The organism is Aquimarina callyspongiae (assembly GCF_034322225.1).
In the GTDB taxonomy this organism is placed as follows: domain Bacteria; phylum Bacteroidota; class Bacteroidia; order Flavobacteriales; family Flavobacteriaceae; genus Aquimarina.
Genome location: NZ_JAXLPA010000009.1, coordinates 20,427 through 42,138, shown reverse-complemented (window position 1 = coordinate 42,138; position 21,712 = coordinate 20,427). Strand labels below are relative to the sequence as shown.

21 protein-coding genes are annotated in these 21,712 nt (G+C 33.7%); 13 read left to right on the top strand and 8 right to left on the bottom strand.

What is annotated here, in order from left to right; genetic code table 11:
• Positions 1–119 precede the first annotated feature (119 nt).
• The gene (trkA, locus tag U0D62_RS24545) at positions 120–1,469 is read left to right on the top strand and encodes a Trk system potassium transporter TrkA (RefSeq protein ID WP_322290011.1); all 1,350 of its coding nucleotides are present in this window, start codon (positions 120–122) and stop codon (positions 1,467–1,469) included.
• A gap of 2 nt (positions 1,470–1,471) precedes the next feature.
• Positions 1,472–2,968, top strand: coding sequence for a TrkH family potassium uptake protein (locus tag U0D62_RS24540; protein WP_322290010.1), 1,497 nt, complete (start codon positions 1,472–1,474; stop codon positions 2,966–2,968).
• Between the two features lie 13 nt (positions 2,969–2,981).
• On the opposite strand, the gene U0D62_RS24535 is transcribed toward U0D62_RS24540, so the two are convergent.
• The 3 genes from U0D62_RS24535 to U0D62_RS24525 form a co-directional block, all read right to left on the bottom strand.
• A complete protein-coding gene (locus U0D62_RS24535; protein ID WP_322290009.1) occupies positions 2,982–3,263 on the bottom strand; it encodes a hypothetical protein in 282 nt (93 codons plus the stop codon).
• Positions 3,264–3,743: 480 nt separating this feature from the next.
• On the bottom strand, positions 3,744–4,958 hold the full coding sequence (locus U0D62_RS24530) for a pyridoxal phosphate-dependent aminotransferase (protein ID WP_322290008.1): 1,215 nt from the start codon (positions 4,956–4,958) through the stop codon (positions 3,744–3,746).
• A 20-nt stretch (positions 4,959–4,978) separates the two neighbouring features.
• Positions 4,979–6,082 carry a fatty acid desaturase family protein gene (locus U0D62_RS24525; RefSeq protein WP_322290007.1) on the bottom strand — a complete coding sequence of 368 codons (1,104 nt, stop codon included), beginning with the start codon at positions 6,080–6,082 and terminating at the stop codon, positions 4,979–4,981.
• Between the two features lie 138 nt (positions 6,083–6,220).
• Here U0D62_RS24525 and rsmG point away from each other — a divergent pair, with 138 nt between their 5' ends.
• Positions 6,221–6,850: a 16S rRNA (guanine(527)-N(7))-methyltransferase RsmG gene (gene rsmG / locus U0D62_RS24520; protein WP_322290006.1), complete on the top strand. Its 630-nt coding sequence runs from the start codon at positions 6,221–6,223 to the stop codon at positions 6,848–6,850.
• Here the strand turns inward: rsmG and U0D62_RS24515 are convergent.
• Positions 6,847–7,308: a GNAT family N-acetyltransferase gene (locus U0D62_RS24515; protein ID WP_322290005.1), complete on the bottom strand. Its 462-nt coding sequence runs from the start codon at positions 7,306–7,308 to the stop codon at positions 6,847–6,849. The two genes, rsmG and U0D62_RS24515, sit on opposite strands and share 4 nt — an antisense overlap.
• Positions 7,309–7,521: 213 nt before the next feature.
• Positions 7,522–9,150 (bottom strand): L-glutamate gamma-semialdehyde dehydrogenase, encoded by a 1,629-nt coding sequence (gene pruA / locus U0D62_RS24510; RefSeq protein WP_322290004.1) that lies wholly within the window; start codon positions 9,148–9,150, stop codon positions 7,522–7,524.
• A 179-nt stretch (positions 9,151–9,329) separates the two neighbouring features.
• Here pruA and U0D62_RS24505 point away from each other — a divergent pair, with 179 nt between their 5' ends.
• Together U0D62_RS24505 and U0D62_RS24500 are read left to right on the top strand one after the other, a co-directional pair.
• The gene (locus tag U0D62_RS24505) at positions 9,330–10,046 is read left to right on the top strand and encodes an NRDE family protein (RefSeq protein WP_322290003.1); all 717 of its coding nucleotides are present in this window, start codon (positions 9,330–9,332) and stop codon (positions 10,044–10,046) included.
• 75 nt (positions 10,047–10,121) lie between these two features.
• Positions 10,122–11,138: a DUF6695 family protein gene (locus U0D62_RS24500; protein ID WP_322290002.1), complete on the top strand. Its 1,017-nt coding sequence runs from the start codon at positions 10,122–10,124 to the stop codon at positions 11,136–11,138.
• Here U0D62_RS24500 and apaG read toward each other — a convergent pair.
• From apaG to U0D62_RS24485, 3 genes are all read right to left on the bottom strand, one after another.
• A complete protein-coding gene (gene apaG / locus U0D62_RS24495) occupies positions 11,131–11,517 on the bottom strand; it encodes a Co2+/Mg2+ efflux protein ApaG (RefSeq protein WP_322290001.1) in 387 nt (128 codons plus the stop codon). The two genes, U0D62_RS24500 and apaG, sit on opposite strands and share 8 nt — an antisense overlap.
• Before the next feature lies 1 nt (position 11,518).
• The gene (locus tag U0D62_RS24490; protein WP_322290000.1) at positions 11,519–12,601 is read right to left on the bottom strand and encodes a DUF3667 domain-containing protein; all 1,083 of its coding nucleotides are present in this window, start codon (positions 12,599–12,601) and stop codon (positions 11,519–11,521) included.
• Between the two features lie 81 nt (positions 12,602–12,682).
• Positions 12,683–13,948, bottom strand: coding sequence for a type IX secretion system plug protein (locus U0D62_RS24485; protein WP_322289999.1), 1,266 nt, complete (start codon positions 13,946–13,948; stop codon positions 12,683–12,685).
• 189 nt (positions 13,949–14,137) lie between these two features.
• On the opposite strand from U0D62_RS24485, the gene U0D62_RS24480 reads away from it, so the two are divergent.
• The 8 genes from U0D62_RS24480 (at position 14,138) to U0D62_RS24445 (ending at position 21,706) form a co-directional block, all read left to right on the top strand.
• Positions 14,138–15,493, top strand: a complete 1,356-nt coding sequence (locus U0D62_RS24480; protein ID WP_322289998.1) for a Na(+)-translocating NADH-quinone reductase subunit A — start codon at positions 14,138–14,140, stop codon at positions 15,491–15,493.
• A 3-nt stretch (positions 15,494–15,496) separates the two neighbouring features.
• Positions 15,497–16,723, top strand: a complete 1,227-nt coding sequence (locus U0D62_RS24475; RefSeq protein WP_322289997.1) for an NADH:ubiquinone reductase (Na(+)-transporting) subunit B — start codon at positions 15,497–15,499, stop codon at positions 16,721–16,723.
• A 2-nt stretch (positions 16,724–16,725) separates the two neighbouring features.
• Entirely contained in the window at positions 16,726–17,481 is a 756-nt protein-coding gene (locus U0D62_RS24470) for a Na(+)-translocating NADH-quinone reductase subunit C (protein WP_322289996.1), read from the top strand.
• 3 nt (positions 17,482–17,484) lie between these two features.
• Complete coding sequence (locus U0D62_RS24465) at positions 17,485–18,177, top strand: NADH:ubiquinone reductase (Na(+)-transporting) subunit D (RefSeq protein WP_322289995.1); 693 nt, start codon at positions 17,485–17,487, stop codon at positions 18,175–18,177.
• 79 nt (positions 18,178–18,256) lie between these two features.
• Complete coding sequence (nqrE, locus tag U0D62_RS24460; RefSeq protein ID WP_322289994.1) at positions 18,257–18,976, top strand: NADH:ubiquinone reductase (Na(+)-transporting) subunit E; 720 nt, start codon at positions 18,257–18,259, stop codon at positions 18,974–18,976.
• A gap of 1 nt (position 18,977) precedes the next feature.
• On the top strand, positions 18,978–20,285 hold the full coding sequence (gene nqrF, locus U0D62_RS24455) for an NADH:ubiquinone reductase (Na(+)-transporting) subunit F (RefSeq protein WP_322289993.1): 1,308 nt from the start codon (positions 18,978–18,980) through the stop codon (positions 20,283–20,285).
• Positions 20,286–20,397: 112 nt separating this feature from the next.
• Positions 20,398–21,276 (top strand): DUF4846 domain-containing protein, encoded by an 879-nt coding sequence (locus U0D62_RS24450; RefSeq protein WP_322289992.1) that lies wholly within the window; start codon positions 20,398–20,400, stop codon positions 21,274–21,276.
• Positions 21,277–21,328: 52 nt separating this feature from the next.
• On the top strand, positions 21,329–21,706 hold the full coding sequence (locus U0D62_RS24445; protein WP_322289991.1) for a Na(+)-translocating NADH-quinone reductase subunit F: 378 nt from the start codon (positions 21,329–21,331) through the stop codon (positions 21,704–21,706).
• The last annotated feature ends 6 nt before the right edge of the window (positions 21,707–21,712 follow it).

Sequence of the window (21,712 nt, the reverse complement as noted above, 5' to 3'; positions counted from 1 at the left end):
CAATTTGCACTATCTTTGTACGCTTTTATATACTAAGCATAAAATATTTCTACAAAAAAGATAGAATATTATAGCTTGGTTTGATTTTATGTTTAGATGAAAAACAATAAACAAAACAGATGAAGATCATTATTGCCGGAGCCGGTGAGGTGGGATTTCATTTGGCAAAGTTACTCTCATTTGAGTCTCAAGATATTACCCTTATAGATACAGATAAAGAATGCCTTAATTATGCAGATACTCATTTAGATATTCGTGTTATTAAAGGCGACGCCACTTCTATTGGTATTTTAAAAGATGCCAGAGTGCATAATGTGGATATGGTTATTAGTGTTACCTCTAGTGAAACTACCAATATTACCGTATGTGTTTTGGCAAAACAATTGGGTGCAAAACGCACTATTGCCAGAATTTCTAATACAGAATTTATAGAAAATAAAGAGGAGGTAGGTTTTATAAAGTTTGGTATAGATGAATTGATTTCTCCAGAAGCGTTAGCAGCAAGTGAAATTGAATTGTTGCTAAATCAATCTGCTTTTCATGATAGTTATGAGTTTGAAGAAGGAGCACTAACAATGGTTGGAACTACTTTGTCAAAAGAAGCTTTATTTGTAGATAAAACAGTAAGACAAGCAGCAGAGATATTTCCTGAATTGCACTTTATGCCTATTGCAATTCAACGTTCTGGAACGCAGTATACAATAATTCCAAGAGGAGATACAAAGTTTAAAGAAGGAGATCAGGTGTATTTTGTTACTTCTCAAGGAGGTGTTGAAGAGTTATACAAATTAACCGCCAAGGTAAAAGAACAGATCAAAAAAGTAATGATTCTGGGAGGAAGTAAGATTGGGTACAAAACTTCTAGAGATCTTTGTGATCATAAGTTTAGAGTAAAACTTATCGAAAAGGATAGGGATAAAGCTTTTGATTTAGCAGATGAGCTTCCTGCAGCACTCATTATTAATGGAGACGGGCGTAATGTAGAATTGCTAAACGAAGAAAGTATTAGTGATATGGATGCATTTATAGCGGTAACCGGTAATTCTGAAACTAATATAATGTCGTGTTTAGTTGCAAAATCCAAAGGAGTACGTAAAACGATTGCTTTGGTAGAAAACATGGATTATTTTCAGTTATCACACTCAATAGGTATAGACACGTTGATCAATAAGAAGTTATTGGCTGCTAATAATATTTTTAGATTTATTAGAAAAGGAGAGGTTGTTGCTATGACCAAACTTAATAACATGAATGCAGAGTTGTTAGAGTTTGTAGTGAAGCCAACTTCAGAAGTTAGTGATAACTTTATTAAAGACCTTGATTTTCCTCGTTCAGCTATTATCGCTGGAGTAATTCGGGATGAAGAAGGTATGATTCCATTAGGAGATTTTTACATACAAGCCGGTGATAGGGTTGTCGTTTGTTGTCTCCCAAAGTCCATTAAGAAAATAGAAAAGCTCTTCTTGTAAAAATGTCTAAACTAAACTACAAGATCATTTCGCATATTATGGGGCTTTTGTTGCTCTGTAATGGAGGTTTTATGCTATTAGCTACGATGATTAGTTTTATCTATAAGGATGGCGTAACAGTAGATATTATGATGGCTTCATTAGCCACCATGTTTATTGGTGTTGTATTGATGTTTTTGACTCGTGAGCATCGAAAAGAAATAAATAAAAGAGAAGGATATATTGTAGTGACATTTGGCTGGATATTTATGTCCTTGAGCGGAACATTACCGTACCTGTTTTCTGGAGCAATTCCTACTTTTACAAATGCCTTTTTTGAAACCATGTCTGGCTATACTACTACAGGTGCTTCAATTCTTAATGAAATTGAAATTATCCCTAAAGGAATATTGTTTTGGCGTAGTTTGACACACTGGATTGGTGGTATGGGGATTATTGTATTGGCTATTGCAATCCTACCGCTTTTAGGAATTGGAGGGATGCAGTTATTTGCTGCAGAAGCTCCTGGTCCTAACGCAGATAAGTTGCATCCTAGAATTACAGATACCGCAAAGAGATTATGGTTGATCTATTTTGGATACACTGCTGCAGAGACCATTTTATTGCAATTGGCAGGAATGAACTTTTTTGACGCTATAAACCATGCTTTAAGTACATTGTCAACAGGAGGGTTTTCTACAAAAAATGCAAGTGTAGCTTACTGGAATGATCAGCCTATTATTCAATATATTATTATGTTGTTTATGTTCCTGGCGGGGATGAATTTTGTGTTGAGCTATTTTGGGTTTAAAGGAAAAGTACAGAAGATTATTAAGGACGAAGAATTTAAATTGTATACTTTATTTGTTGTTGCTTTTACAATAATTGCTACGTTAATTATATATTATAAAGCAGATACTTCTATTTCTTCGATTGATCATCCGATGGTTTGGGGAGAAGCAGAAAGTGCTTTTCGTCATGCACTGTTCCAGGTGTTAGCCGTTGTGACAACCACAGGTTTTGTGACAGCAGATTTTACTATGTGGACTCCGTTTCTAACAGTTTTTTTCTTCGGAATAATGTTCTTAGGTGGGTCCGCGGGATCAACTTCTGGAGGAATGAAAGTAGTGCGACATTTAATTACCATTCGTAACGGAATTTTAGAATTTAAAAGAACATTACATCCACATGCTATTTTACCGGTGCGATATAATACAAAAGCGGTTTCTAAGGAGATTGTTTTTAATATTTTAGCATTCTTTATATTATATATGCTGTCCTTTATTATAGGGTCTGTAGTTTTGGGGGCTTTGGGACTGGATTTTGAAACCGCTATTGGAGGTGCAGCTTCTTCTTTAGGTAATGTTGGACCCGCTTTTGGGAAATTAAGCCCCGTTAATAACTTTGATGTACTTCCTGATTTTGGAAAATGGTGGTGTTCCTTTCTAATGCTGATAGGTAGATTAGAACTCTTTACAGTTCTTATTTTGCTTACTCCGTTTTTCTGGAGAAATCGATAAGCCTTTTAGTTAATTATTGAAATTCCCAGGGTGTAAAAGAATGGGGAGTATTATTCCATAATTCAGCTACCTTTTTAATGGTGTGTTTTACTTTTCCTGTAATTGACCCTAGGTGTTCTTGTTCAATGAAAAAAATATCAAGAATAGATTCGTAATATTTGATATAGTTCGAATCAAATTCCCTCTCAGGAGTAATGTTTAATATTTCTTCATCACTACTGAAGTTATTGAAATGTTCTTTGAAAATTTCAATTATATTTTTTTTGACAATGCGTTCTTTTTCTAAAATATCCATAACGTTAAGGTTTCAAGGTTTTTAATAAAGCCTAATGAAAAATCGCCGAATTAAATTCTTAAATATTAATTTTCAAATACTGAAAATTGATGCAGGGGTAGTGCTGGACAGTTTATTATTTACAAATGTAGTTGTTTTGTGCATTATACAAGTATTAAGATATGTAAAAAAAACGTAATGATTTTAAGGATTTGATACTGATATGTAGCTATGAATTAAATTAAATACAAAAATGTTAGTTTTAAAAAATAGCTTTCATCTATATTTTGCAAATTAGAAGTTTGATTATAAAATCAGTTTTAAAAGTTGTTTGTTCTTTTTTTATGCTAATAAAAAAAGGATTAAAGTTAAGAGTGCGACTTGAATTGATTTTATTAAATGATTACATTAATTGTGGTTGTAAATTTACCGTTTTAAGAAAAAAAACACCACCCATTTAGGGTGGTATTTAGATTCTTTATTTAGAAAAAAACTAAAGTTTTAGCTTACTACTCCTTTAATTCTTTTAATAGCTTCCTTGATTTGTTCTGAGCTTGCTGCATATGATATTCTTATACAATTTGGATTTCCAAAAGCTATACCCGTAACCGTGGCTACATTTGCTTTTTCTAATAAATACATTGAGAAATCTGTAGCATTTTCGATTTTTGTACCTTGAATAGTTTTTCCAAAGTAATAAGAAATATCCGGGAAAACATAAAAAGCACCTTCTGGCTCATTACACTCAAATCCTTCAATATCTCCTAACAGATCTAAAATTAGTTTTCTTCGTTCTTTAAACTCATCCACCATGTATTGGATGTTACTTACAGGAGCTTCTAATGCAGTGATTACCGCTCGTTGTGCAATACAATTAGCACCACTAGTTACTTGTCCTTGCATTTTATTACAAGCTCGGGCGATCGTAGCAGGTGCTCCAATATAACCGATTCTCCATCCTGTCATAGCAAATGCTTTTGCTACTCCATTTACAGTAACGGTTCTATCATACATATCACCAAACTGTGCCATAGAAGCATGACCACCAACATAATTAATGTGTTCGTATATTTCATCACTTACAACTACGATGTTAGGGTATTTTTGCAAAACATCAGCCAAAGCTCTCAATTCTTCTTTGCTATAAATAGACCCGCTAGGGTTACAAGGAGAGCTGTACCATAACATCTTGGTTTTTGGTGTAATTGCCTTTTCAAGCTGTTCAGCGGTCATCTTAAAATCAGTGTCAATAGATGTTTTTACTTCTACTGGAATTCCTCCGGATAGTTTTATTATATCGCTATAGCTTACCCAATATGGACAAGGTAAAATAACTTCGTCACCGGGATTAATATAAACCTGTGCAATATTATATAATGCTTGTTTTGCACCCGTTGATACTACAATTTGAGATCGGTCATAGGTAAGATCATTATCACGTTTAAACTTAGTAATAATAGCGTCTTTTAATTCTACATATCCATCTACAGGAGTATAAGAATTGTAATTATCATTGACAGCTTGAATAGCTGCTTCTTTAATAAAATCAGGAGTGTTAAAATCAGGTTCTCCCAAGCTAAGACCAATGATGTCTTTTCCTTCAGCTCTAAGCTCACGAGCTTTGGCAGCCATTGCTAGTGTGGCAGATGCAGCTAGATTGTTAATTTTGTCTGATAATTGTAATTGTGTGCTCATTTCCGATACTTGAGTGCTCATATTAATTGGTAATAAAAAAATTATGATTGGATCGCCGCTGGCTTCATTCCCATTTCTTTTAAATGTTTGAAATGTGCAATAATAGCCTTTCTTGTTGTTTTGTATTCGTTATAAGGTAGATTAAATTCTAAAGCAGTTTGTTTAACTATTTTAGAGATTTTAGTATAATGAATATGACTTATGTTTGGAAAAATATGGTGTTCTACCTGGTGATTCAACCCTCCTGTAAACCAATTTACAATTCTGTTTTTTGTTGAAAAATTAACTGTTGTAAATAATTGATGAATAGCCCAGGTATTTTTCATATTACCGGTATCATCTGGCATTGGCATTTCTGCACCTTCAACCATGTGCGCAAGCTGGAAAACCACACTCAATATAAGTCCTGCAACGTAATGCATAATGAAAAAACCTATTAAGATTTTCCACCAGGCTATTGACATTATAAGCATTGGTATAACGATCCATATCATCATATAAATGATCTTAGTGATAACTACAGTGCTCCATTGCTTTACCGGGCTTGGTAATTTTCCATAAGATAATTTACGAGCTAAGTATCTTTTTGATTGTTTAAAATCTGTAACTAGAGCCCAGTTAAAAGTCAATAAACCATAAAGAAATATCGAATAATAATGCTGAAACTTATGAAAATACATCCATTGAGCATGTTTTGTGAAACGAATGACTCTTCCGGCATCCATATCTTCATCATGACCATGAATATTGGTGTATGTATGATGTAGCACATTATGTTGGACTTGCCAATTGTATACATTTCCTGCAAGGATATACATACTGCTTCCCATTAAATTATTGATCCATTTTTTTGAAGAATAAGATCCATGGTTACCATCGTGCATAACATTCATTCCTACTCCAGCCATTCCTATACCCATAATTACTGTGAGTAATAGCATCCACCATTGTGAAATATTAAGAGTAAGTATTAAGAAATATGGTGTTAGGAAAATAGAGAACATAACAATGGTCTTAAGGTGTAATTTCCAGTTACCAGTTCTCTTAATATTATTTTCTTTAAAGTATTGATTAACGCGTTTATTAAGCGTTCTAAAAAATTTTGCGGAGTCTACCGTGCTAAATCGTATGTTGGGTGTATTCATGATTGTAGAGCTTTTATGACAGAACGTTGATAATCATAAAATATTCGGTAAAGTTAGGTATTTATATTTTCCTAACTTATTAAAAAGAGGCAAAATATATCAGGGTAACATGTATTTTTGCACTTTAACAATATATTGATGGATATTCTACTAAAATATTTTCCTGATCTTACCGAAGAACAGAAATCACAATTTTCAAAATTGAAAAACTTGTATACAGAATGGAACGCAAAAATTAATGTGATTTCTCGTAAAGATATCGAATCACTTTATGAAAGACATGTGTTACATTCTTTAGGAATTGCAAAAACCATGAAATTTAAAGAAGGTACGCAAGTATTGGATGTGGGTACTGGAGGAGGTTTTCCTGGGATTCCTCTAGCCATTTTGTTTCCTGATACTAGGTTTTACCTGATAGATGTTATTGCTAAAAAAATAAAAGTGGTTAATGAAGTAGCTAGTGCTTTAGAACTTAAAAATATTAAAGCAGAACAGCGTAGGGCAGGTACTTTTGATGATCGATTTGATTTTATAGTTAGTCGAGCGGTAACCAATATGCCTGATTTTGTAAAATGGATTCGTAAAAATATTGCAAAAAAGAGTCGAAACGAATTACAAAATGGGATTTTATATCTCAAAGGAGGTGATCTTACTGAAGAATTAGCTGCTTTTCCAAAAGCTGTTCAATACGATTTATCAGATTATTTTGAAGAGGAATTTTATGAAACTAAAAAAGTAGTGTATTTGCCTGTGAAATATAAGCTTTAATCATTTAGATTTAATCTCATTTCGATGAGATGTTTTTCCATGCCAACTTTTTCATATGCTCTAATGGCACTGGGATTTTTTTCATAAACAGTAAGTCGAACCTCTTCTAGATTTTTGGTTTTAAACCAATCACATAAGTGTTGAATTATTTTTTTGCTAATCCCTTTGCCTCGATGTTCCTCTTTTACAAACATAAAGCCAATATATCCTAGTTGTTTTTGTTTAAAGAAGTCTTGCCGATTTCTTATTTGACCATAACCACTGCCGACAATTTCTCCTTCGATTTCAGCAACAACTACCTCGGTATGATCAGATTTGATATATGCTCCGATATCATAATAACTGATTTTTTCATCAGTTATTAAGGTGATATCCATTGGACGTTCTGCTTCAATGAGTTGTTGTTCAAAGTCAAGTAGGATTGGTAGTTCTTCTATTTTTGCTGGACGAATAATCATTTTTGATCTGTATTGGATTTGTAATGTTATTATCTGTTTATCAAGTATCGGATAAATTGATTGTTAAAATTAGTAAAAACGATACTTGATGGAATAAGATTAACAAAAAAATAATGATTTCTCATTCAATAAAAAACCGCATATCATATATGAAAACAAAATCCATAAGATGATATGCGGTTTACATTTTATAATACTTATGAGAATAAAGTACTATTCTCCTAAGAATGGATATCTATAATCTGCAGGAGAAACAAAAGTTTCTTTTATCATACGCGGAGAAACCCAGCGTAATAAGTTTAAGTAAGAACCTGCTTTATCATTGGTTCCAGAGGCTCTGGCACCACCAAATGGTTGTTGTCCGACTACAGCTCCAGTACATTTATCATTAATGTAGAAGTTACCTGCATTATCTTCTAATGCTTTTGTAGCTTCTGCAGCTGCATAGCGATCAGTTGAGAAAATGGCTCCAGTTAATGCATATTCACTTGTTTCGTCAACTAGCTTCAATGTTTCTGACCACTTTGCATCTTCGTATACATAAATTGTAATTACAGGACCAAAAAGTTCAGTACACATAGTTGTGTATTTAGGATCTTCAGCAAGAATTACAGTTGGTTCTATAAAATATCCTTTTGATTTGTCATAGTTACCACCAGCAATAATTTCTACCCCACTATCATTTTTTGCCTGATCAATGTATTTTGCAAGTTTGTCAAATGAACCTTCATGAATTACGGCAGTAATAAAGTTACCCATATCTTCAGGAGATCCCATTTTGAAGGACTTAATATCTTCTTTTAAATATTTTTCTACATCACTCCATAAACTTTTAGGAATATAAGCTCTTGAAGCTGCACTACATTTCTGTCCTTGGAATTCAAAAGCTCCACGAGAGATTCCTGTAGCTACTTGCTTTGCATTGGCACTTGGATGGGCAATGATAAAATCTTTACCTCCCGTTTCTCCAACGATTCTAGGATATGTTTTATAGTTATGGATATTAGTTCCGATCTTTGCCCAGATATCCTTAAATACATGAGTACTTCCGGTAAAGTGGATTCCTGCAAAATCAGGACTCGCTAATACGGTATCTGTAATCATTACAGGATCTCCGTATACCACGTTGATAACTCCATCAGGAACACCAGCTTCTTTAAAAATATCAACTATTACTTTGGCAGAATAGATTTGACTGTCGCTAGGTTTCCATACTACGGTATTTCCCATTAAAGCAGCACTGGCAGGAAGATTTCCTGAAATGGCTGTAAAGTTAAATGGTGTTATTGCGTATACAAAACCTTCAAGAGGACGATATTCTAATCTATTCCAGGCATCAGAAGTAGAATCAGGTTGATCTTCATAGATTTGAGTCATGAACTCTACGTTAAATCGTAAGAAATCTATGAATTCACAAGCGGCATCTATCTCTGCTTGAAAAATATTTTTTGATTGCGCTAACATTGTAGCAGCATTTATTTTTGCGCGATAAGGACCGGCAATTAATTCTGCGGCTCTTAAAAATACTGCTGCACGTTGCTCCCACGCTAGATCAGCCCATTTTTTTCGAGCTTCTAGAGCTGTGTCAATAGCTTTTTGTACGTGTTGTTTTTCTGCTTTATGATATGTACCTAAAATATGTTGATGGTCGTGTGGAGGGGCCATTGTACCCGTATCTCCTGTTTTAATTTCTTCACCATTAATATATAGAGGTACATCTACAGTAGAATTATACAATGTTTTGTATGCTGCCAGTACTTCTTCTCTTTCAGGAGTTCCGGGAGCATAAGATTTTACCGGCTCATTTACTGCAGTAGGAACTTGAAAAAAACCTTTTCCCATGATTTAATGTGTTAATGTTAATTTTGATTAGTAAAATGTATTAATTTAATGAGTTAGTTTGTTGGAGAGCAAAGATAGAAAATTATACAGGCTAATATTTATTTTAACCTTTTATAATCAAGAAATGACGTGTAATTTTTTTTTTGTAAGTTGTGCGATATTAAGCCGACCCAGATTCTATGTGTACAGTTACGTTAATTCCAACTCAAGAAAATAATTTTATTCTTACCTCTAATCGTGATGAGGCAGTAAATAGAAAGACTCTTTTACCAGAGTTTTACCAGATAAATCAAACCAGGATGTTATTTCCTAAAGATGCGGTAGCTGGTGGAACCTGGATAGGACTTAGTGATAAGAATACTATGATCTGTTTGCTTAATGGTGGTTTTAAAACCCACGAAAGATTGGCTTCTTATCGTATGAGCAGAGGAGTAGTTGTTAAAGATTTATTAGAAGCAGATCATTTAGAAAAAGCTATTTTGGCATACGATTGTTCAGGAGTGGAACCTTTTACTATTGTTGCGGCAAATTGGCAATCAGATTTAGAGTTTTTTGAAATGGTTTGGGATGGGAGAAAGAAACATTTTAGACAATTAGAAAAGAGAACTCATATATGGTCATCTTCAACTTTGTATACAGAAGAAATGAAGAGTGTTCGTAAGGGATGGTTTGAGTCTTATGAGGATGAGCAGGTTCTTACTGCTGAATCATTATTAGACTTTCATAAAAATGCAGGAATAGGAAACAAGGATATAGATTTACAAATAGATAGAGGGTTTTTAAAAACAAGAAGTATAACACAGATTGTTAAAAATGAAGAAGAGCTTTCTATGAGGTATGAAAACCTTCAAAATGAAGAGGTGAATACTGTTGTTTTTGAAGCTATTATCGCATAACAAATTGCTAAAAATACTCTTTTCTTAAACCTATCTTGTTAGTATATCTTTTTATTAGCAAATTCTATTACACCATTGAATACCATTAGAAATACACAGTCAGATTATACGGGCAAGATAATATCACTTGCTTTTCCAGATACTTTTGTTCGGTTTTCTGATGAATCTGTTTTGAATTTATTGCCATTATTTGGTTTAGGAAAAAACAGATTTATAAAAGCCGGTCACGCTGCTTTTGTACTTATTGAAAATAGCACGGGAAATGCAGAATATTATGACTTTGGACGGTATATAACGCCTGAAGGGCACGGTAGAGTACGAAGTGCTGTTACTGATGTAGAACTCGAGATACCTTTTAAGGCTTTAATGTCTAATGATGGAGCGTTGGATAATATAGAAGAATTTCTATTATGGCTTGAAGATAACCCTCAAAAAACTCATGGCAGTGGTCGTTTGGTAGCTTCGGTTTGTGATCAGGTTTTTTATGATGAAGCACGAGCATTTGTAGTAGCTATGCAGGAAAAAGGAAGTATTCCTTATAAAGCCTTTGGAAAAGAAGGGAGTAACTGCTCACGCATTGTTACAGATACGATTTTAGCTGGAACAGATCAGAAGAAAATAATAAAACCTTTGCTGCGTAATAAACTTTTTACACCAAGTACTGTTGGTAATGTTGAAAAAGCAGCTACAAATAATCCAATTTATGAAGTAAAAAAAGGGATTGTTAAAGTGTATGAAGGATCTGCATTTAAGGAGAATATGACTAATTATTTTGATAAAAATGTACCAACTATTCAAAGTGATACGGATAAAGGTATACCTGAATATTTAAAAAATGCGCATTATCTCTCTGGTACCGGGAGTAGTGCTTATTTTATGTTAGAGCAGTCTCAAGAAGAATCTTTGTTTGAGATTAGTAGATATACAGAAATAGGAGAGGAAGATTTTAGAGGATTGTTTGAGATTGGTTCTCAAGAATTTGATAGTTCAAAAGACTATCAATTCATATATGATTCTAATTGTAAATATTGTCATATAGAACAAGATGGTAGAAAAATCAGATTTGATCTAGTCAAAAGAATTATTAATTAAGAGCAAAAGGAGCGCTTAATTTAAAATCAGGGATAACAACTTTAAATTTTCGGGTAGAAGTAAAGTTGACCATATTGTAATGACCTTTCATAGCTCCAAAAGGAGAACTCAGTAGGCAACCACTGTTATAAGTGTGTGATTCTCCAGGTTTAAGAACAGGTTTTTTGCCAATTACACCTTCTCCTTCAACAACTTCGGTATTGTTTAAAGCATCTTTTATTTTCCAGAAACGAGAAGTAAGTTGTACACAATCTTTACTTTGGTTTTCGATTGTAATTCGATAACCAAAGGCAAAATGAATTTTATAGTTCTTATAGAACGTCCCTTCAAATGTGGTATCCACAGAAATTTTTATGCCTCTTGTGATTTGCTGAACCATATTAAAATATAAATACTGACCCTACCATTGTTAAGACAGAGCCTATGCCTGCTAAGATAAAAAATAATATATTCACTAACAGGAATTTAACAATAGTTTTGCCCCTTTTTTGCGCATAGAACTTTCGCATTGCCTTATAAACGTAAAATAAAAATATAAACATTGCAATATTTGTAGCCGTATCACTTCCAATACTTTTGTCTATTAGCATAGAGATTCCCATAAGGATGAAGAACATGGTTTGATTATGAAATGTAAATACTAAATGTTCCATATATGTAAAAGGACGTCTTAGGTATAGCAACCAAATAGCTAAGGCGAAAAATGGAAGAAAGAAAAATATAATAAACGGTAAATTGTTGAATATGAATTTGATGTATTCAGTTGGGTTGTCACTTAATTTATTGGTTTTCATACTTCTTTTATAGATGTATTTGGTATACCAGTTCTTTTTGTGATGTAGGCTGTCAAGAGCAATGTCTGATGATTTTTGCTTTGTCTTCTTGTAATGTTCTCTGTATGTTTCCCATCGATTAAAGGCAGCTATAAAGACTCCCATGGTGTCAATTTGCGATTCTGTATAATATATTGGGTCTTTTTCTTTTGATATTTTCTTTTCTGGTTGAGTAATTAAAGAATCCGAAGCAAGTTTATTTTCTTTAGTACTTTGATCTGTAGAATCAGTCCAAACCTTAACAGCTTTTTGATCTATTTGTCCTTTGTTTTCAAATTGATTGAACATTCCCTCAAAATCTATAAAAAGACCGTTAATAATAAAAAAGATAATGGATACACTAAGATAAAACCTAAAGGGGTTGGAGTATTTAACCCTTTTGCCTTCAATATAATCTTTAGAAATTTTACCAGGCCTGAATAATAATGCGAGTATCGTGTGTCTAAGCCTAGAGTCGTATGAGAAAATGCTCGAAAAAAACTCGCTAAAGAAGTCGTTGAAAGATAGTTTTTTTGTAGAATTTGCTTGACCACAGCTATGACAATATCTGTCTATAACATCAAGTGGTACTCCACAATTTAAACATTCGTTACCCCGATACTCTTTTAAGAATCTTCCGGTTTCTTTCATTCTTGGCTAGTGTGATAGTTTTCCTTACCGGACTAAAATAAGAGTATTTTGTTAGATTCTAAAAAATAGATGTAAATTATCTTAGTTGGTTATGACCGCTGAGTTTCCTGTGCCTTTTCCAATAACACGATCATAACGGGCTCCGGGAGCTCTATAATAAGGTACAACAGTATATTCATTTTCTGTTTCATCAAAGCTACCACTGATAAAACTGGGGTCTATAATACCTTCAGGTTGTACTAAAACATATTTATAGTTATAAAAACCTTGTTTGAATATTCTTTTCCCAAAAAACAAACCACTTTCTTTATCGTAGTTAAGTTTTGTAGAATCATCAATTTTATAATTATTAAAACTACCATAAATATGAATTTCACCATTGCCAAGAGGTTCGTAGCACTCTAGAGCAAAATGCATCCAGACATAATCAGCTTCTGTGTTGCTATTTTCGGCACGTAGATTTCTTACAACAAAATTTCCGTTTACGTCGGGGTTGTAGGTATATCTACGATTGGCTCTAACAACATCTGCGTATAAATAGTTATGATAAATATCTTGTAAATCAATCTGCTTGATGTTAACTGTAGCAGAACGTACTTCTTTATTATCAAAAAATAAGAATTCGTTATTGCCCCAGAAGCTAGACTCTTGATCATATTTATATACCAAAGTGTTCGAAATGGTAAATTGAGGTTTCAAATTTGTTATAGCTGTATTAAGGTCGTTGTTTTGAATCACCAGGGTTTTTACAGTTCGTTTAGGATCTCTAAGAATTTGTGATGGTGAATTAATTTCGAATTGAACTGATTGTTTTGAGTCTATGTATTTAAGATTTCTAGACCTTTTGATATAAACCTTAACCGTCGAAAGGTTCTCGTATACTATAAATTTTCTTGAAAAAACAATTTCATCATCTGCATCATAAACTTCAATAATATAATTACCACTAACCTTAAAACCTCTGGTGTCCTCGTTTGGTATGGTTAATGAATAATTGCTATACATTTGAAGTGTATTGAATGAGTTTTCATAATTTAAAATTCTGATATCGTCAAAACCATCTAAATATTCATTTTTATATAACGACGAAGGTGACCAGTCAAAGTTGTGATGAGTAATTTTATAATAATAATCAGCTTCATCTCCATTGATATCATCAAAAGTAATACGAAGGGGTTCTCTTAACTTAATGATCGGAATTCCAGAATGTTCTGTGTCACCAAACAATTGTATTGTTTTGATGTGTTCTGGAGGAGAGATTTCTTCAGATCCCTGCGAATGAAGAATTCCAAAGGAATTAGAAAAAAGTCCAATTGCAAGTATACTATGTTTGAGTATTTTTATCATTAATATTTTAATTAACGGGATAAATATAAACAAAATGTATGCCCAAAGGAGAATAAGGCGTTTTTTAAGGAAAAAACCCTTATTTAGAAAGAGTATAAATAAAATCTTATACTACTACCAGCTTTCACTTACGTGTTTTAATTAGTAAATTTGCACGATTTTTTTAGTTAATTAACATAGACTACAAATATGTCAAAAGACATTCGTATCAGAAAGGGCTTAGACATTAAGCTTGTTGGCGAAGCAGAAAAGATAACTGTAGATGCAACGAGAAGTAATGTTTACGCAATTAAGCCTGACGATTTTCACGGTATAGTACCTAAGGTTATTGCCAAACAAGGTACAGAGGTAAAAGCCGGCGAACCCCTTTTCCACTCTAAATCAAATGAAAATATGCTTTTTCCTTCTCCGGTAAGTGGAGAGGTTGTGGAAATTATTCGCGGAGCCAAAAGAAAAATTTTAGCATTTAAGATTCTTGCAGATAAAGAACAACAACAAGTTGACTTTGGTGTTAAGGATGTAAATGCAATGGGAGGAGATGATATTAAATCACATCTTCTGGCATCAGGATGCTGGCCTTTTATAAAACAAAGACCTTATGACGTGATTGCTAATCCTGATGTAGCTCCAAAGGCTATCTTTATTTCAGGATATGCAACAGCGCCACTTGCAGCGGATTATGACCACGTACTAGCAGGTAAAGAACAAGAACTACAAACAGCCGTTACTGCACTTAGTAGGTTGACTGAAGGTCAGGTGCACGTATCAGTAAGTAAGAAAGGTAATTCGCCTTTAGAGGGATTGAACAATATTACATTACATAAGATTTCCGGACCGCATCCGGTAGGGAATGTAAGTGTTCAAATAGCCAAAATTGATCCTATTAATAAAGGAGAAGTTGTATGGACTGTAACCCCGCAGGACTTAGTAGTTATAGGAGAACTGTTATTGACAGGGAAATTTAATGCAGAACGATTAGTGGCATTAGCAGGTTCTTCTGTAAAGAATCCTAAATATTATAGAACAATGATTGGAGCTCAGGTTTCATCTGTTGTCTATGATTCTGGAGTAAATGATGAAGGAAACATCAGGGTAATAAGTGGTGATGTTCTTACCGGAGAAAACGTAAAACCTGATGGATTTATAGGATATTATCATAATATCATTTCAGTAATTCCTGAAGGAGATGATTACGAATTATTTGGATGGAACAAGCCTATATTTAATAAGATTTCACCTTCAAGAGCACTAACATTTTCTTGGTTATTCCCTAATAAGAAATATGACCTAAACACAAATACTAATGGAGAACATAGAGCATTTGTAGTAACCGGTAATTATGAAGAGGTTTTTCCATTTGATATTTACCCATTACAGCTATTAAAAGCTTGTGCAGTAAATGATCTTGATGCAATGGAGCAATTAGGAATGTATGAAGTTGCACCAGAAGATTTTGCATTGACAGAATTTATTTGTGTGTCTAAGCAGCCACATCAGGAGATCATCAGAGAGGGACTAGATTTAATGTTAAAAGAAATAGGATAAGTCATGGGTTTAAAAAGTAAATTACATAACTTAAAACTTAAGTATAAAGGTAAAAAGATGGCTCCTGCATTTAATGCAATCCATACTTTTTTGTATTTGCCGAATGAAACTACACATTCAGGATCACACGTTCGTGGAGCTGATGATTTAAAGCGTACCATGAATACTGTGATAATGGCTATGGTGCCATGTTTGCTTTTTGGGATGTTTAATGCTGGTTATCAGCATCATTTAGCAGCAGGTGAAATAGAAGCAGTAACAAATGGTTTTTTTAGTGCCGGATTCTGGACACTAGATAATTTTACCGTTGGTTTATGGAAGATTTTACCATTAGTTATTATTTCTTATGGAGTTGGATTAGGTGTAGAATTCTTGTTTGCAGTAATTAAAGGTCACGAAGTTGAAGAAGGATATCTTGTTACAGGAATGCTTGTACCACTTATTGTACCTGTTGATACTCCATTATGGATGTTAGCTGTAGCAGTAATCTTTGGTGTAGTAATCGGTAAAGAAGTATTTGGAGGGACAGGAATGAATATTCTTAACCCTGCATTAACTATTAGAGCATTTTTATTCTTCGCATATCCAACTTGGATGTCTGGAGATAAAGTTTGGGTACACGGAGCAGTAGAAAGAGCAAATGAAATTGCAGGAGGAGCTCAGTTGGATGCGATATCAGGAGAGACTGTTTTAGGTGGGTTAGCACAAGGAAAAGAACTTACATATTCAGTTTCTGATATGTTTCTTGGATTTATACCGGGTTCTGTAGGAGAAACTTCTACTATATTAATCTTACTAGGTGCATTATTCCTTATATATACTAAAATTGGAAGTTGGAGAATAATGTTAAGTGCTACATTAGGAGCCTTAGCAATGGGATTAATCTTTAACGGAGTAGTAGATGCAGGATGGATTGGTGAAGGAAGTAAGTTTTATAGCCTAATGAGTACAGAGTTCTGGCATCATTTAATTATTGGAGGTTTTGCTTTTGGAGTAGTGTTTATGGCTACAGATCCAGTTACAGCTTCTCAAACCAATAAAGGGAAATGGATCTATGGATTCCTAATTGGATTTATCTCAATATTAATTAGAGTATTCAACCCGGCATATCCAGAAGGAGTAATGTTAGCTATTCTATTAATGAATGTTTTTGCTCCTACGATTGACCACTATGTGGTTCAAGGAAATATCAAGAAAAGAATGAAACGTTTAAAAGTTAAAACAGCTTAACGATGGCGATAAATACAGATAAAAATTCATATACAATCATCTTTGCGATAGCTATGGTGGCTGTAGTAGGTTTCTTATTGGCGTTTACTGCATCATCTCTGAAAGGTAAAATTGATGCTAATAAACGAACAGAAAAACAACAGAATATTTTATTTGCAATGGGAGTTGCAGATACTGAAGATCCGAATGAGTTTGTGCCTGCAGAACAGGCAGAGGAGCTTTTTAATAAATATGTTGGTGATGAAAAGTACATTATCACAGGTAATGTTGCTAAGAAGACAGAAGATGCTTTTGATATCGAGGTAAAGAAAGAAAATGATAAACTAAAGCAAGACTCTAATTATCAAAGAAAGATGCCTCTATTCATTGGTAAGAAAGATGGAGAAGAGTTTTATATCGTCCCAATGAGAGGTAATGGATTATGGGATGCAATTTGGGGATATGTTTCTTTAGACAAAGAGTTTAAAATTGTAAAAGGAGCATTTTTTGATCATAAAGGAGAAACTCCTGGATTGGGAGCTAATATCAAAGAGGCTTATTTTAGAGATGATTTTATAGGAGAAAGTATTCTTGATGCAGCTGGTAATTATAAAGGTATCACTGTAAAGAAAGGTAATGCAGATCCTAAAAATGTGGATAAAAATGATAATGAAGTTGATGCGATGGCTGGAGCAACGATCACAGGAGATGGTGTGACAGCAATGGTAAAGAAAGGAATCAAAATGTATCAACCTTATTTCGAAACTTTAAAGAATTAACAAATGGCTGAAGTAACTGAAGAAAAAGCAAAAGTAAAAGAGCCAAAAGAGCCTTTATTTTCTAAGAAAAACAAAAAATTATTATCAGATCCGCTTACTGACAATAACCCAATTACAATACAAGTATTAGGTATTTGTTCTGCATTGGCAATTACAGCTCAGCTTAAGCCTTCTATAGTAATGGCAATTTCTGTAATTTTTGTATTAGGAATCGGAAACGTGGTAATCTCATTAATGAGAAACATTATACCATCAAAAATTAGAATTATCGTTCAGTTGGTAGTTGTGGCTGCCTTGGTAATTATCGTGGATCAGGTCTTAAAAGCATTTGCTTATACCTTGAGTAAAGAGTTATCAGTATTTATTGGCCTTATTATTACAAACTGTATTATTATGGGACGTTTTGAAGCATTTGCTTTAGGAAACGGACCTTGGAAATCTTTCCTTGATGGAATAGGTAACGCAGCTGGATATGGAGTACTATTAATTATTGTGGCTTTCTTTAGAGAATTATTAGGATCAGGAACTTTGTTTGGAGCAAAAGTGTTAGGAGATCCAATCGAAAAGACTGGATTATATGCAATGGGTTATGAAAATAATGGTTTTATGGTATTAGCGCCAATGGCTTTGATTACCGTAGGAATTATTATTTGGATTCAGAGAAGTAAGAATAAAGCATTAATTGAAGATCATTAGTAGTTGAATGTTATTTGTTAAACGTTGATAGTTCTCAAAACTAAAAAGCAATAACAAGTAACGAATAACAAAATATAATATGGAATATTTAGAATTATTTTTAAAATCAATCTTTATAGATAATATGGTATTTGCATTCTTCTTAGGGATGTGTTCTTACCTTGCCGTATCTAAAAAGGTGTCAACTGCAGTTGGTCTTGGAGCAGCTGTAATATTCGTTTTAGCGATCACAGTACCATTAAACTTCTTATTGGATAAATATATTCTTAGAGAAGGAGCATTGGTGTGGTTAGGACCTGAGTATGCTGATTATGACCTGAGTTTCTTAACATTCATCCTATTTATAGCTACGATTGCTACTATGGTACAATTAGTAGAGATAATTGTTGAAAAGTTTTCACCATCATTATATAACTCTTTAGGTATTTTCTTACCATTGATCGCAGTAAACTGTGCAATCTTAGGAGGGTCATTATTTATGCAACAAAAAGAATTTGCTACAATTTCTCATGCTGCAGTATACGGTGTTGGATCTGGGATTGGTTGGTTTTTAGCTATCTTGGCTATTGCTGCTATCCGTGAAAAAATCAGATACTCTAATGTTCCAGCTCCATTAAGAGGGTTAGGAATTACTTTTATCCTTACAGGACTTATGGCTATTGGGTTTATGAGTTTTGGAGGTATGTTGACTGGCGGTGATGAAGAAGAAGGTAAGAAAGAAGAAAAGACAGTCGTAGAAACAAAAGAAGAAACTGCTAAAGAAGTAGCAGAAAATACTAACGTATCAATAATTAAGTAATATGATATTTTTAGCGTCAACAGTTGGAACAATCGTTATCACCATTATTTCATTTTTGGTTCTAACGTTGGTTTTAGTAGGGATTTTATTATTTGCAAAAGATAAATTACTGCCATCAGGACCTGTAAAGATTACAATCAATGGAGAAAAGGAAATAGAAGTTGGTTCTGGAGGAACATTATTATCTACATTAGGTAACGAGAAAATATTTTTGCCATCTGCTTGTGGTGGAGGTGGAACTTGTATCCAATGTGAGTGCCACGTATTAGAAGGAGGAGGAGAAGCTTTACCTACAGAAACACCTCATTTTTCTCGTAAAGAATTACAACACGGTGCACGTCTGGCTTGTCAGGTAAAAGTAAAACAAGATATGAATATCCAGATTCCGGAAGAAGTATTCGGAATCAAAAAGTGGGAAGCTGAAGTAGTACGTAACTATAATGTAGCTTCTTTTATTAAAGAATTTGTAGTTCGTATTCCTGAAGATATGGGCTATAAAGCTGGAGGATATATTCAGATCGAAATTCCAGAATGTGAAATTAAATATTCTGATATCGATATTACAGCACACCCAGAAGAACATGAGACTCCAGATAAATTCCAAGCAGAGTGGGATAAGTTTGGTCTTTGGCCGCTGGTAATGAAGAATACAGACACTGTAGAGAGAGCATATTCTATGGCTTCTTATCCTGCAGAAGGAAGAGAGATTATGTTGAATGTTCGTATTGCGACTCCACCATGGGATAGAAATAAAAATGGATGGATGGATGTAAACCCTGGTGTTGCATCTTCATATATTTTTGCACAAAAACCAGGAGATAAAGTAACTATCTCTGGACCTTATGGAGAATTCTTTATTAATGAGTCCGAGGCTGAGATGTTATATGTAGGTGGTGGAGCAGGAATGGCGCCAATGCGTTCTCATTTATATCACTTGTTCAAAACACTTCAAACTGGTCGTAAAGTTACTTATTGGTATGGAGGACGTTCTAAGCGTGAGTTATTTTATCTAGAACACTTCTATGACCTAGAAAAGAACTTTCCTAACTTTAAATTCTATTTGGCATTATCAGAGCCTTTAGAAGAAGATAACTGGAAAGTAAAAAGTGATATTGATGCAGAAGGTGATGGATTCGTAGGGTTTATTCATAATTGTGTAATAGATAACTACCTTAATCATCACGAAGCTCCAGAAGATATTGAGTTATATTTCTGTGGACCACCATTAATGAACAAAGCCGTTCAGAAAATGGGAGAGGATTTTGGTATCCCAGATGAGAATATCAGATTTGATGACTTTGGAGGATAAAATGATTCTCATCTTATGATGTAAGAGAGTATAAATATGATTTTATATAAGAAACCGATACTAATTGTATCGGTTTTTTAGTTTTGTATAAGATGTGGAATAAATTAAGTATATGAAAAAAGTTATTGTTGTTATTATTGTGGCTTTTGTTTTGGTATTCATTTTTAGAAATACTTCTAAAGGAAAGATGGTTACAAACCATATAAAAGGAGTAGCTACTACGATTATTTCTAGTCCTGATTATATTAATAAAGAAGGAGATTCGATTTCAACAAGAATAATAGTTCCGGAGGGATATAAAAGAGTTGTATATCCATCAGATTCTTTTCAAGAATATCTTCGTCAGTATAAATTAAAACCTTACGGTAGTAAAATCATTAATTATGATGATAGTGAATATTTTGCGCAAAACTGGCACGAAGCAATTTTGGAAGTGCCAGTACCTAAAAATGGACTACAACAATGTGCAGATGCGCTAATGCGAATTCGCGCCGAATATCTATGGGATCGAAACCGTAAATCAGAAATAGGATTTAACTTTACTTCAGGGCATTATTGTTCCTGGAATAAATATGCAGCCGGTTTTAGACCAAAAATAAAAGGGAATAAAGTGACCTTTCACAAAACCACAACGCCTAACCCCTCTAAAAACAACTTTTATAAATACCTCAATTTAATCTACACGTATGCAGGTACTTTGTCATTACATCATGAATTACAAAAAGTACCAGTCTCAGATGTCAGAATAGGGGATATGTTGGTTAAACCTGGATCTCCCGGACATATAGAGATTATTGTAGATGAAATTGTTAATAATACTGGACAAAAAATGTATGTATTAGCTCAAGGAAATACTCCTGCCCAAAATGTTTGTGTATTAAAAAACTTCGAAGATACTGCAATCTCACCCTGGTATAGGTTTGAAGAAAATGAACCTATATACACACCTAGTTATTATTTTGATAAAGCACTATTTATTAGGTTTAAATAATTGATAATTACCAATTCATATTTCAATATTAAGATATTATCTTTGCAGCCGTATGACACGGATACTTAACAAACAAGAACTACATAATCTGGCGATGAACATCGTTGGGCAAGAGTTAGAAAAAAAAGGTTTCGAATTTATTGCAATCAATAGCAAGTTGGGAAAACATCCTCAATTTGTATGTGTTGACAAATCCAATCAACGGTATTTTGTTGTGGTAAAGGCAATTGCATATCCAGACAATCCACACAATTATGATATGATCTGGATGGAATCGTTTAAAAAACACGCAAGAGAGCAAGAAGCTAAAGTTTATTATGCAGGAGTAGGGTTACAAAATGCAGAAAACCCCAATAAACCGGTTTTTTTGAATGAAGAATATATTCTTGAATACGCTGGATTACAAACAATAGAAACGCATCTTAATTAATAAGAG

Excerpts from the sequence above, each read along its gene's own strand:
- U0D62_RS24505 (WP_322290003.1), top strand. The coding sequence starts at position 9,330 with ATGTGTACAGTTACGTTAATTCCAACTCAAGAAAATAATTTTATTCTT.
- trkA (WP_322290011.1), top strand. The coding sequence starts at position 120 with ATGAAGATCATTATTGCCGGAGCCGGTGAGGTGGGATTTCATTTGGCA.
- U0D62_RS24475 (WP_322289997.1), top strand. The coding sequence starts at position 15,497 with ATGGGTTTAAAAAGTAAATTACATAACTTAAAACTTAAGTATAAAGGT.
- apaG (WP_322290001.1), bottom strand. The coding sequence starts at position 11,517 with ATGGTTCAGCAAATCACAAGAGGCATAAAAATTTCTGTGGATACCACA.
- nqrE (WP_322289994.1), top strand. The coding sequence starts at position 18,257 with ATGGAATATTTAGAATTATTTTTAAAATCAATCTTTATAGATAATATG.
- U0D62_RS24530 (WP_322290008.1), bottom strand. The coding sequence starts at position 4,958 with ATGAGCACTCAAGTATCGGAAATGAGCACACAATTACAATTATCAGAC.
- U0D62_RS24470 (WP_322289996.1), top strand. The coding sequence starts at position 16,726 with ATGGCGATAAATACAGATAAAAATTCATATACAATCATCTTTGCGATA.
- U0D62_RS24445 (WP_322289991.1), top strand. The coding sequence starts at position 21,329 with ATGACACGGATACTTAACAAACAAGAACTACATAATCTGGCGATGAAC.
- U0D62_RS24525 (WP_322290007.1), bottom strand. The coding sequence starts at position 6,082 with ATGAATACACCCAACATACGATTTAGCACGGTAGACTCCGCAAAATTT.
- U0D62_RS24480 (WP_322289998.1), top strand. The coding sequence starts at position 14,138 with ATGTCAAAAGACATTCGTATCAGAAAGGGCTTAGACATTAAGCTTGTT.
- U0D62_RS24515 (WP_322290005.1), bottom strand. The coding sequence starts at position 7,308 with ATGATTATTCGTCCAGCAAAAATAGAAGAACTACCAATCCTACTTGAC.
- U0D62_RS24540 (WP_322290010.1), top strand. The coding sequence starts at position 1,472 with ATGTCTAAACTAAACTACAAGATCATTTCGCATATTATGGGGCTTTTG.
- U0D62_RS24490 (WP_322290000.1), bottom strand. The coding sequence starts at position 12,601 with ATGAAAGAAACCGGAAGATTCTTAAAAGAGTATCGGGGTAACGAATGT.
- U0D62_RS24465 (WP_322289995.1), top strand. The coding sequence starts at position 17,485 with ATGGCTGAAGTAACTGAAGAAAAAGCAAAAGTAAAAGAGCCAAAAGAG.
- pruA (WP_322290004.1), bottom strand. The coding sequence starts at position 9,150 with ATGGGAAAAGGTTTTTTTCAAGTTCCTACTGCAGTAAATGAGCCGGTA.
- U0D62_RS24450 (WP_322289992.1), top strand. The coding sequence starts at position 20,398 with ATGAAAAAAGTTATTGTTGTTATTATTGTGGCTTTTGTTTTGGTATTC.
- nqrF (WP_322289993.1), top strand. The coding sequence starts at position 18,978 with ATGATATTTTTAGCGTCAACAGTTGGAACAATCGTTATCACCATTATT.
- rsmG (WP_322290006.1), top strand. The coding sequence starts at position 6,221 with ATGGATATTCTACTAAAATATTTTCCTGATCTTACCGAAGAACAGAAA.
- U0D62_RS24485 (WP_322289999.1), bottom strand. The coding sequence starts at position 13,948 with ATGATAAAAATACTCAAACATAGTATACTTGCAATTGGACTTTTTTCT.
- U0D62_RS24535 (WP_322290009.1), bottom strand. The coding sequence starts at position 3,263 with ATGGATATTTTAGAAAAAGAACGCATTGTCAAAAAAAATATAATTGAA.